9 protein-coding genes are annotated in these 11,793 nt (G+C 64.2%); 6 read left to right on the plus strand and 3 right to left on the minus strand.

Translation table 11 applies throughout. The annotated features are described in order from the left end of the window. Positions 1-39 precede the first annotated feature (39 nt). The 3 genes from NF876_RS08235 to NF876_RS08245 all read left to right on the plus strand — a co-directional run bounded on the left by NF876_RS08235 (position 40) and on the right by NF876_RS08245 (position 3,667). The gene (locus NF876_RS08235) at positions 40-1,362 is read left to right on the plus strand and encodes an ABC transporter substrate-binding protein (protein WP_262268318.1); all 1,323 of its coding nucleotides are present in this window, start codon (positions 40-42) and stop codon (positions 1,360-1,362) included. 197 nt (positions 1,363-1,559) lie between these two features. Then, a complete protein-coding gene (locus NF876_RS08240; RefSeq protein ID WP_262268319.1) occupies positions 1,560-2,408 on the plus strand; it encodes an ABC transporter ATP-binding protein in 849 nt (282 codons plus the stop codon). Beyond that, on the plus strand, positions 2,408-3,667 hold the full coding sequence (locus NF876_RS08245; RefSeq protein WP_373696629.1) for a phenylacetate--CoA ligase family protein: 1,260 nt from the start codon (positions 2,408-2,410) through the stop codon (positions 3,665-3,667). The genes NF876_RS08240 and NF876_RS08245 overlap by 1 nt, the downstream gene beginning before the upstream one ends. 879 nt (positions 3,668-4,546) lie before the next feature. On the opposite strand, the gene NF876_RS08250 is transcribed toward NF876_RS08245, so the two are convergent. From NF876_RS08250 to NF876_RS08260, 3 genes are all read right to left on the minus strand, one after another. Beyond that, positions 4,547-5,275, minus strand: coding sequence for an outer membrane protein (locus NF876_RS08250; RefSeq protein ID WP_262268321.1), 729 nt, complete (start codon positions 5,273-5,275; stop codon positions 4,547-4,549). A 382-nt stretch (positions 5,276-5,657) separates the two neighbouring features. Then, positions 5,658-6,107 carry a sigma factor-like helix-turn-helix DNA-binding protein gene (locus NF876_RS08255; protein ID WP_262268322.1) on the minus strand — a complete coding sequence of 150 codons (450 nt, stop codon included), beginning with the start codon at positions 6,105-6,107 and terminating at the stop codon, positions 5,658-5,660. A gap of 104 nt (positions 6,108-6,211) precedes the next feature. Continuing rightward, on the minus strand, positions 6,212-6,832 hold the full coding sequence (locus tag NF876_RS08260; RefSeq protein ID WP_262268323.1) for a pentapeptide repeat-containing protein: 621 nt from the start codon (positions 6,830-6,832) through the stop codon (positions 6,212-6,214). 1,123 nt (positions 6,833-7,955) lie between these two features. On the opposite strand from NF876_RS08260, the gene NF876_RS08265 reads away from it, so the two are divergent. The 3 genes from NF876_RS08265 (at position 7,956) to NF876_RS08275 (ending at position 11,608) form a co-directional block, all read left to right on the plus strand. Then, positions 7,956-8,618: a Crp/Fnr family transcriptional regulator gene (locus tag NF876_RS08265; RefSeq protein ID WP_262268324.1), complete on the plus strand. Its 663-nt coding sequence runs from the start codon at positions 7,956-7,958 to the stop codon at positions 8,616-8,618. A gap of 152 nt (positions 8,619-8,770) precedes the next feature. After that, positions 8,771-9,808 (plus strand): Fe(3+) ABC transporter substrate-binding protein, encoded by a 1,038-nt coding sequence (locus NF876_RS08270; protein ID WP_262268325.1) that lies wholly within the window; start codon positions 8,771-8,773, stop codon positions 9,806-9,808. An 81-nt stretch (positions 9,809-9,889) separates the two neighbouring features. Next, positions 9,890-11,608 carry an ABC transporter permease gene (locus NF876_RS08275; protein WP_262268326.1) on the plus strand — a complete coding sequence of 573 codons (1,719 nt, stop codon included), beginning with the start codon at positions 9,890-9,892 and terminating at the stop codon, positions 11,606-11,608. Positions 11,609-11,793: the final 185 nt, after the last annotated feature.

Below are 11,793 nucleotides of genomic sequence, written 5' to 3' on the forward strand. Positions count from 1 at the left end.
TTCGGCTCTTCGGCCGATATAACGGGAGGAAACGCCACCATGTCGTTTCGAGCAATGAGCCTAGGATTAGCCGCCGCGACGATGCTCGCCGGCACCGCCCTGCCTGCCTTCGCGCAGGATTCGATCTATGTCCCCCTGTTCACCTACCGCACGGGTCCCTTCGCGGGCTCCGGCACCTTCATCGCCGACGGCATGCACGATTACCTGGAGATGCTGAACCAGCGCGACGGCGGCATCGGCGGCGTGAAGCTCGTCCTGGAGGAATGCGAGACCGGCTACGACACCAAGAAGGGGGTCGAATGCTATGAAGCGGTGAAGGGCAAGAACCCGGTCGTGGTCAATCCGTGGTCGACCGGCATCACCCTGCCGCTGATCCCGCGCGCCTCGGTGGACAAGATTCCGATCCTGTCCATGGCGTACGGGCTGTCGGCCTCGGCCCGCGGCGACATCTTCCCCTGGGTGTTCAACCCTCCGGCCACCTACTGGGACGGGCTGTCGATGATCATCAAGTTCATCGGCGAGAAGGAAGGCGGCCTCGACAAGCTGAAGGGCAAGAAGATCGGCTTCATCCATCTCGATGCCGCCTTCGGCAAGGAGCCCATCCCGCTCCTGCAGGAGCTCGCGAAGGATATCGGGTTCGAGGTGGCGCTCTATCCGGTAGCCGCCCAGGACATGCAGAACCAGTCCTCGCAATGGCTCAGCGCCCGCCGGGACCGGCCGGACTATATGATCATGTGGGGCTGGGGCTCCATGAACGGGGCCGCCGTGAAGGAGGCCGTGCGCTCCGGCTATCCCATGGACAAGTTCTACGCCGTGTGGTGGCCGAGCGAGGACGATGCGCGCAGCGGCGGCGCGGGCGCCAAGGGCTTCAAGGAACTGAACTGGCACGCTGTCGGAGCGAACTTCCCTGCCATTCAGGACATCCAGAAGCACGTGGTCGACAAGGGTCTGTCGAAGGCCGCCAAGGACAAGGTCGGCGAGGTTCTCTACAATCGCGGGATCTACAACTCGCTCCTGATCGCCGAGGGCATCGCTCAGGCCCAGAAGCTCACCGGCAAGAAGGTGGTGACCGGCGAGGACGTGCGCCGCGGCATGGAGAACATCAAGCTCGATGCGGCCCGGCTGAAGGAACTGGGCCTCGAGGGCTTCACCGATCCGCTCGTCCTGTCCTGCAACGACCACAACGGTCATCGCGCCGCCTTCATGCAGGAATGGGACGGCACGAAATGGGTGAAGGTCTCGAACCCCATCGAGCCGATGACGGATCGCGTGAAGGGCCAGCTCGACGCGGCCGCCAAGGACTATGCCGAGAAGAACGCCGGCTGGCCCAAGCGCACCGAGGCTTGCGACAAGGCGAGCTGACCCGGCCGATCCGGTCGCAGGGGCGGAAACGGCCTCACACGTCATCACCGGCCTCGGGCCGGTGATCCCGATCCGGGAAGCGGCAGGCTTCAGACAACCGGATCGGCCGGGACCGGCCCGGCCATGACGTGGGAAGGCGCTTCCGCCCTCGACGCCGCCTCTCCGTCCAGAGGAGAGGATTTTCGAGAGAAGTGCCCATGACAAGCGCCGTCCAGAATCCCGAGCGGAACGAGCCGCAACGCGCCGAGACGGTCCTGACCGTCAACAATATCGAGGTCGTCTACGACCACGTGATCCTCGTGCTCAAGGGCGTGTCGCTTCATGTGCCCAAAGGCGGCATCGTGGCCCTGCTCGGAGCGAACGGCGCCGGCAAGACCACGACCCTGAAGGCGATCTCCAACCTGCTCCACGCCGAGCGCGGCGAGGTGACGAAAGGGTCGATCGAGTTCAACGGCGAGCGGGTCGATCGCCTGTCCCCCAACGAGCTTGTGCGGCGGGGCTGCATCCAGGTTCTCGAAGGACGCCACTGCTTCGGCCATCTCACGATCGAGGAGAACCTGCTCACCGGAGCCTTCACGCGCCGGGACGGCAACGCCGCCATCAAGCACGATCTCGAAGCGATCTACGCGTATTTCCCACGGCTGAAGCAGCGGCGGACGTCGATGGCGGGCTATACCTCCGGCGGAGAGCAGCAGATGTGCGCCATCGGACGCGCGATGATGTCGCGGCCGTCCATGATCCTGCTCGACGAACCGTCCATGGGGCTGGCGCCGCAGATCGTGGAAGAGATCTTCGAGATCGTGCGCAAGCTCAATGCCACGGAAGGCGTCTCCTTCCTGCTCGCCGAGCAGAACACCAACATGGCGCTCAAATACGCCACTTACGGCTACATCCTCGAAACGGGCCGGGTCGTGATGGACGGGCCCGCGCCGATGCTGCGCGAGAACGAGGACGTGAAGGAGTTCTATCTCGGGGTCTCGGAAGGTGACCGAAAGTCCTTCCGGGCCGTGAAAAGCTACAAGCGCCGCAAGCGCTGGCTGGCGTGATGGATTGCAAACCCGGGAACATCGCCTTGTCCGATTCCTTCGACACCTCCGAGACCCGCGATCCCGCCGAGCGCGAAGAGGCGCTCTTCGCGCGATTGCCGGCGATCCTGAAACGAGCCGCCGCGGCCCCCGCCTATGCGGAGCATCTCGCCGGGATCGACCTGCACGGCGTCCGAAGCCGCGAGGCGCTGGCCCGGCTTCCCGTGCTGCGCAAGTCCGACTTGCCGGCACGGCAGAAAGCCGCCCCGCCCTTCGGGGGCTTCTTGGCCGATCCGTCCGGCTCCTTCGGGCGGCTGTTCACGTCGCCCGGCCCGATCTTCGAGCCCGAGCCCGCGGCCGAGGACCCTTGGCGAGCGGCCCGCGGGCTCTTCGCCGCCGGCTTCCGGCGCGGAGACGTGGTGCTCAACACCTTCAGCTATCATCTGACGCCCGGCGGCTTCATCATGGACTCGGGCGCGCGGGCGCTCGGCTGCGCGGTGATCCCGGCAGGCCCGGGCAACACCGAGCAGCAATTCGAGCTGATCGAGGCCTATCGTCCCGTCGCCTATTGCGGAACCCCGGACTTCCTGAAGGTGCTGCTCGACGGCGCGGCGGCCTCGAACCGGGACGTTTCATCGATCAGGCGCGCCCTCGTTTCGGGAGCGGCCTTTCCGAAATCCCTGCAGGACGAGTTCTCGGCGAAGGGGATCGAGGCCTATCAGGCTTATGCCACGGCGGATCTCGGCTTCATCGCGTACGAAACCCCGGCCCGCGAGGGTCTCGTGGTCAACGAAGACATCATCGTGGAGATCGTGCGGCCAGGCACGGGAGACCCGGTGCCTCCAGGTGACGTGGGTGAAATCGTCGTCACGACCCTGGACGCCCACCGGCCGGTCATCCGCCTGGCTCTCGGCGACCTGACCGCTGCCATGGCCGGTCTCAGCCCCTGCGGGCGCACCAACATGCGCATCAGAGGCTGGATGGGACGGGCCGACCAGGCCACGAAAATCAAAGGGATGTTCGTTCGGCCCGAGCAGGTCGCCGAGATCGGCCGGCGCCATCCCGAGCTGGGGCGTCTGCGCCTCGTCGTCACGCGGGACGGCGAGACGGACATGATGACGCTCATGGCCGAAACCGCCGCGCCGAGCGAGGCTCTCTCGGCCGCGGTCGGCGCTACGCTTCAGGCCATCGCAAAGCTCAAGGGCTCCGTCACCTTCGCGGCGCCCGGCGATCTCCCGAACGACGGCAAGATCATCGCGGACGAGCGTCGCTACGAATGAGCGGCACCTTTCAGATAAGCAATCGCATTTTGCGAGGATGCAAAACGCCGAGAGCCAAGATGTCTTGAACGCCCGAGTCCCGGTCCATAAGCTCTAGCTTGCATCTGATTCGATCGGAAAAAGCGAGGAATCACAAAAAGAAAGAGCACCCGCTGGGGTGCTCTCAAGGTGTCCGGCCGTAGGGGCAAAAATGACCGGCGATGCCAATAAACGCCCATCGCCAGAGTTGGTTCCAAAAATTTTTTCGAGAATCGACAGCCGGGGCCCGGCCTCATTGAGGTCACGATCGAGGGCTTTAGGGCTGAGCTTCCCGTGGGGGCAAACACGGGCCGGGGCCGCGACCACAGATCCGTCAAGGACAGGGTCGCGGCCTATTTCTTTCTCTGAGAGCATCGTGCGGACAGGCCGTTCGCCCCGGGTCACCGCGGGCTCATACACCCTCCACGTCATCACCGGCCTCGTGCCGGTGATCCCGATACGAGAGGCGCCGCGCCTTTCCGAGCGGGATGGCCGGCACAGGGCCGGCCATGACGTGCGGAGGGTGGCAGTGCCGGACCACATACACACCACGTCATCACCGGCCTTGTGCCGGTGATCCCGATACAGGACAGCGCCGCGCTCAAGACAATCGGGATGGCCGGGACGAGCCCGGCCAAGTCCGGCCATGACGGGGTGGGTCCACTTTTGGGTCCGCGACTCTAGCGCTGTTTCCACTCGCGTGGAGTCAACTCTCTTCTTTGGCTGGCCGCATTGTGAACGGCGAACCGGATCCACTTCGCCGAAAAATGCTCCAGGCCGACGAGCCCGATCCGACGTCGCGAGCAGGGCGCAAAAAAGACCCGGGAGGTTCCCGGGCCTTTCGTCTTTAACCGCGGAGGCTCAGTAGGTGCCGAACTTGAAGTTCAGCTTGGCGCGAGCCACGAAGAAGTCGTTGTCGTCGTTGTTGTTGTTCGGCACGAACAGATCGACCGGGGTTCCGCCCGCCGGCGTGAAGGTGCCGGCAAAGCGGCCGAGGTTGTCGTCGTCGTCATCGAAGCCGATCCAGAGGCCTTCGACACCGAAGGTGACCGCCGAGGAGCCGAACCAGTTCACGGGGAGCGCCCACTCGACGCCGCCGCCGGCCACCCAGCCGGTGTTGTCGTCGGAATAGGCGAGACCGCCGGTGGCGTAGATCAGCACGCGGTCGAACGCGACACCCGCGCGGGCACGAACGGTGCCGAACCAATCCGACAGGTTGTTGTCGAAGGTGCCCGGCACGAAGGTGCCCGGCAGCCCCGCCGGAATGAACGCGACTGTTTCACTCTGATCGGTATCCGCCCACTGGATATCGGTCTCGACACCGATCACGAAGGAGCCGATCTGGTAGTTGTAGCCGATCTGGCCACCGCCGGTGAATCCACCGTCGTCGTTGTTGGGGAAGAACAGCGTACCGGGGACGGCCCCGCCGAGAATGACGGTTTCCCGATTGCTGTCGCGCCAACCCCAGCCGGCGTTCACACCGGCGTAGAAACCCGTCCAGGTGAAGATCGGCGCCGCCAGGATCGGAGCCGGGGGCGGTGCTTGACTGGGCAGGTCGGCGGCAGAGGCAGCGGCTGCAGCAAGCGTCACGCCTGCAACCCCTGCTAGGAGGCTAAGTACGCACTTTCTCATAACCGTAACCCCTTGGTGTGAGGACTCACGGTGAAAACTTACGCCTGTTCCGCTTGGGAAAGCTATGGCAAAGGCGCAACACCTACAGGTTCGATCAATATTCAATGGTCGCAAAAGGAGTACTACTTTCGATATAAAGAATTTTGTCCAATAGCTCAGAAAATAAGTATCTTAACAAGACCTTTAAAGTCGTTTGACATTACTTTTGAGACGTGCCCTAATAATCGCGTTTTCGGCTTGACAACCGAAGGCGAGGAGATCACTCAACCCTGCCCCCTGGGCGGGGTTTTTTCTGCGCCAAGGCATCGGACCCACTTTTCCCATCCGATGCTCGAGCGTCCTAAAGATCACCCAGCAGCAATTGCGCCTGATTGCCCGGCTTCGGCTTCGATGCCTTCTTGTCGGAGGCCGAGACGGGTTTGATCACCCGGCGCTCCGGGCGCTTGCCGGCGGCGTCGACGGCCATGCGGGCCTTGGCCTTGTCCCGTGCGACGGCCTCGGGCGAAGCCGGATCGTCATGGAGCCACTTGCCCCTCTTGATGACCTCGTTGACCCGTCCCTGATTGACGCCGAGCTGAAAGGCGATTTCCTGCTGCGTCATCTCGGTCGTTCCATGGAGCTCCAGAATCCGCCGGGCGAGTTCCGGTGTCATCTTGCGGCCGGCGATCCGACGGGCAGGAGCCACCGAACGTTTGGTCCGATCCCGCTCCCGAAGCTTCTCCAGGATGGCGAGAGCCATGTGCATTCCCTGCTCGCGCAGGGCGTCCTCGAATTCCTTGAGCGTGGTCAACCGGACTCACTCCTTCGAAGAAACGGAAATGGGAGACCTCTCGGGTAACGTCTGTCCATCTTTTCAACGGCCACGCTGCGGCTTGGTTGCACGGAGCGTCGCGCTCACTCCTCCTCGTCCTTGCAGGGCCAGGTTTTCGGCGCCGTGAGACCGGCGGGAAGCTTGGTCTGCGCGGTTCCGCAGGCGATGTCGATCTGCGCCTGGATCAGGCCGGTCACGCCGCTGAGGTTCGCGCCGCCGAGCTGGGTCAGGTACAGATAGGAGCCCGTGAGGTTCACGCCCTGCAGATCCAGGCCGTCGAGCCGGGCACGGGAAAGATTGGAATAGCTGAAGTCGACCCCGGTCACGCGCGCGCTCTGAAACAGCACCCGCGCGAGCTCGGCCTTCGACAGGTTGGCGCCCGCGAGGTCGGCACCGCTGAAGTCGGACCGGTTCAGTTCAGCCTTGCTGAAATTCGCCCCGGTCCCTTTGACCTGCGCGAAGTTCGACCGGTTCATGTCCGCCGCGCTGAAGATGGCGCCGGTCAGGTTGGCCTGCCCGAAATTGGCCCGCCAGCCGAGCGCCTTCGTGAAATCCGCCTTGGACAGATCGGTGCCCTCGAAGCGGGCACGGCTGACCTCCGTCTCGCTCAGGTTCGCGCCGGCCATCTTTGAGGATGCGAAATCGCTCAACGTCAGGAGCGAGCGCCGGAAGTTGATGCCGGTGAGGTCCTCGTTGGTGAGCATGAGCCGCGCCTTGGAGCATCCGGACCAATCGACCCTGGGGCCCGGGCCGTCCTGACACTTGGCCCTGGCAGGCCCCGCACCGAACAAGGCGACGATCAAGGCGACGATCAAGGCTCCTGCAACCCTCACGCTGAAACAACCCTCCATGAAGTCCCCTCGGAAATCCTCTCGCGCTTCTCTTCCAATAACTAGAGCATCGGACGTGAAAAGTGGACACCACTTCTGGGATTCATCCGAGGCTCCGTCTCTTGACCGGCGCATCGGAAGAGGCGGACCCAGCGGGCCACGCTCGTGACCCGAAGGGCCGCGCCACTCCCGGACAGGATCGAAACGCTCTTACGTGATGGCCGGCCTCCGCCCTTCCTGCCACCCTCCGCACGTCATGGCCGGGCGGTCATCACCCTCCTCTCGCCGGCCATCCCGATCGGAAAAGCGCGCTGCTTCACCGTATCGGGATCACCGGGACGAGCCCGGTGATGACGTGGAGGATTGGTGTGAGCGGTCGATGACACCCTCCACACGTCATGGCCGGCCTTGTGCCGGCCATCCCGATAAGGTGAAGCGCCGCGCTTCAGACAATCGAGATCACCGGGACGAGCCCGGTGATGACGTGGTGGTGGATCGGACGGGCTCATGGTGCGAGCGATGTTCAGGTCGAACGCCTGGCTGTCGACAGCAGACTCGACTTCCACATCTAATGGTCTAGCTTCTGGATCGATTCCCGTGGAGTAACATCATGCGTCTTTCCGTAACGTTTCCCGCTGCTTTGCTTGCTGGACTCGCCCTGAGCGGCTGCGTCGCCTCCACGGCTCCCGTCGGCGTCTTGCCGCGCGATCCCGTTCCTCCGCCGCCTTCCCTCTCGCCGGAAGCGCCACGGCGCTCCTCCGCCGCACCGCAATCCGGCGCGACGGCCCAACGACGGACCCTGAGCGTCCCCGGGCAAGCCAGGCCGTAACGTCGGGCCGCCCTGAACCGCGGCACGGGCGCCCGGGCTGCGGAGATCGTTAACGGCCCGAAACCCTCTCCCGAAGAGTCTGGTGCCCTGCGCCAATGCGCAGCTGGCGCGGATTCCTAGGTTGGTGCTATATGCCGTAACGATAGATCAAAATGCGGGGAAGACATGATGACGTGGTACGAGGCCATCGGGTGGTTCGGGGCAGTCCTGGCCGTCACGGGCAGCGCGATGAAGACCATCATCCCGCTGCGCTGCATCGGGATTGGAGCGAATATCTGCTCCCTGATCTTCTCCTCGTTCACGGGCAACTATCCCAGCCTCGTCGTCAATCTCATCCTGCTGCCGCTCAACGGCACCCGGCTTTACCAGATGCTCGGCCTGATCAAGCGCGTGAAGCACGCCTCGAAGAGCGACCTGTCCATGGAATGGCTCAAGCCCTTCATGACCCGCCGCAGGACACAGACCGGCGAAGTCCTCTTCGCCAAGGGCGATGTCGCCAACTGCATGTTCTTCACGATCTCGGGCCGCTATCGCCTGAAGGAGATCGACATCGAACTCCTTCAGGGTCAGGTGGTCGGCGAGATGGGCTTCATGTCTCCGAGCAACACCCGCACGCAGACCCTCGAGTGCCTGGAAGCCGGAGAGGTGCTGAGCATCTCCTATGACGAGGTCCGCCAGCTCTATTTCCAGAACCCGGAATTCGGCTTCTACTTCCTTCGTCTCACCAGCGAGCGCCTGTTCGCGAACATGGAGAAGATGGAGGAGGAAATTGCCCGCCTCCGCGCCGCGCTGCCGGATATCGAGCCGGTGCAGAAAGCCGCGTCAGCTTAGAAAGCTTATAAATTGAAGGCAGTTTAGAAAGCTTATAAGGTATTGAAATCACTTGATTTTCGATTGACGCGATAGCGCGATCATGGTTCCTCCAGCGTCAACGGAACTGGGCGAGACGGCTCGCCCGTGATGCTTGCTGGAGGACTTCAGGAATGGTGAACCTTTCGTTTGGACGCGGACTGCTCCTGGGTGCGGCGGCCCTCGGCGCCCTGGCGGGAACGAGCGTTTCGGCCTTCGCCCAGGAGGTGCTGAACATCTACACCACCCGCGAACCCGGTCTGATCAAGCCTGTCCTCGACGAGTTCACCAAGGAGACCGGGATCAAGGTCAACACGATCTTCATCGCCAACGGTCTGGAGGAGCGGATCCGCACCGAGGGCCAGAACAGCCCGGCCGATCTGATCATCACGGTCGATATCGGCCGCCTGGCGGCCGCAAAGGATTACGGCGTGACGCAGCCGGTGAAGTCCGAAGCGCTCGAGAAGGTCATCCCGGCCGCCTATCGCGATCCCGAAGGCCATTGGTTCGGCATCGCCCTGCGTGGCCGCGTCGTCTATGCCTCCAAGGAGCGCGTGAAGCAGGACAAGATCACCTACGAGGAGCTGGCCGACCCCAAGTGGAAGGGCAAGGTCTGCATCCGTTCGGGGCAGCACCTCTACAACATCAGCCTGATCGCCGCCATGATCGCGCACAAGGGCGAGGCGAAGGCCGAGGAGTGGCTGAAGGGCGTGAAGGCCAACCTCGCCAGGAAGCCCTCGGGCGGCGACCGCGAGCAGGCCAAGGACATCCTGGCCGGCGTCTGCGACATCGCGGTCGGCAACACCTACTACGTCTCCCTCATGCTCAACGGCAGCGATGCCGAGCAGAAGAAGTGGGGTGAGGCCATCAACGTGATCCTGCCGACCTTCGAGGGCGGGGGAACCCATGTGAACGTCTCGGGCCTCGCCCTGACGAAGTACGCCCCCAACAAGGCCAACGCCGTGAAGTTCATGGAGTACATGGTCTCGGATGCGTCCCAGCAGATTCACGCCGAAGCCAACTCGGAATATCCGATCAAGGCCGGCATCAAGATCCATCCGACGATCGCGTCCTTCGGGGAGCTCAAGGCCGACACCATCCCGATCGCCGAGATCGCGAAGCTGCGCAAGAAGGCCAGCGAGCTGGTCGACAAGGTCGGCTTCGACCAATAAGACGAGGAGCGGCGGATCAAGCCGCTCCCTTGCCATTTCGAGAGGCGCCGCCGGCCGCGGGGGCGCCGATTCCCTTTGACCGTGATTGCGAAAACCCAGACTGCATTCGGCCGCTCGGTCGGGCGAAAGGCGAAGAGCCTTCCCTGGTGGCTCTCGGCCGCCGTCGCGGCGATCGGATTGCTCGTTCTCCTGCCGGTCGCCGCCCTGATCGGCATCGCCGCCGAAGGCGACGCGGAGATCTGGCCGCATCTCATCGCCAACGTTCTTCCGGCAAGCACCATCGACACCCTGGCCCTGCTGACCGGAATCGGCATCGTGGCCGGTTCGATGGGGATCACCGCGGCCTGGCTCGTCACCGCGCACCGGTTTCCCGGCCGGAGCATCCTGGTCTGGCTGCTGCCGCTGCCACTCGCGGTGCCGACCTACATCACGGCGTATATCTACGTCGAGGTGTTCGACTCCGCCGGCCTCGTGCAGATGGCCCTGCGCGACCTCATGGGCTGGAAGTCGAGGACCGATTACTGGTTCCCGGAGATCCGTTCCCTCCCGGGCTGCATCGTCGTGATGTCCGCGGTGCTCTACCCCTACATCTACATCGCCGCCCGGGCGATGTTCCTGACGCAGAGCGCAAGCATGCTGGAGGTGGCCCGCACCCTCGGCGCCAGCCGCATCAAGCTCTTCCGGATCATCGCGCTTCCGCTGGCCCGCCCCGCCCTCGCGGTCGGGGTGTCGCTCGCGCTCCTCGAGGCCTTGAACGACATCGGGGCCAGCGAGTATCTGGGGGTGCGCACGCTCACCGTATCGGTCTACACCACCTGGCTCAACCGCGGCAGCCTGCCCGGCGCGGCGCAGATCGCCTGCGTGATGCTCGCCTTCGTGATGGGACTGATCCTGATCGAGCGCTACGGCCGGCGGGACCGACGCTATGCGGCTTCGCCCAAGCGGCACCGCAACGTGCATCCGGTTCCGCTTCGCGGCGCGCGCCGCTTCGTGGCGACGGCGCTCTGCACCGTGCCGGTCGTGCTGGGCTTCATCCTGCCGACGGCGTTCCTGCTGCGTGAGACCTTCCGCGGCAGCCTCTTCGACCAGTTCGATTCCGAGTTCCTCGCCCATTTCGGGACCACGATCGGTCTCTCGGTCGTTGCGACCGGCGTCGTGCTCTTCCTCGCCGTCGTGCTGGTCTCGGCCGCGCGCCTGTCCAGAACCCCTCTCACCAGGGGCGCCCTGTTCATCGGGGGGCTGGGCTATGCGGTGCCCGGAACGGTTCTGGCCCTGGGGCTGATGACGCCCCTCGTCGGGATCGACAATCTCATCGGGACCCTCTGGCGCAGTCTCACCGGGGAGCGCCTCGGCCTCCTGCTCATGGGGGCCGCCGGAGGCATCGTCATCGCCTATGTGATCCGCTTCCTGTCGATCGCGACCGGCTCGCTTTCGGCCGGCCTGGACCGGGTATCGCCGAGTCTCGAGGACGCGGCGCGCACCCTCGGCGCTTCGCGACGGGAGATGGTCTGGACGATCCAGCTTCCGCTCATGCGCCCGGCCCTGGCCAGCGCCGCCCTGCTGATCTTCGTCGACTGCATCAAGGAGCTGCCTGCGACGCTCCTGCTGCGGCCTCTCAACACGGAAACCCTGTCGACCCTCGTCTACACCTATGCCTCGCGGGGCCGCTTCGAAGACGGGTCGCTCGCCGCGCTCGTCATCGTCCTCGTCGGTCTTCTTCCGGTCATCCAGCTCGTCCGCAGCGCCGAGTCCCGCCCGAGAACGGCGGAAGGCCCGGACGGTTCGGAAACCGGTTCTTAGCTCGAGTTTGGCCAATCAGGCGGCATGGCAAAGTGCGTATAGCAAGCATCGCTGAAGGGCGCGTGAGGGTTTTGGCATTTTGCGCCGGCGCCGGGACGTGAGTAAACCCGTTTCGCGCCAGATGTTCTCCCGCACCGCAGCCAGAGTATCCGCAAACGTCGGATGAGACTTGCGGTACCAGCTGT

It is taken from the genome of Microvirga yunnanensis (genome assembly GCF_025460875.1).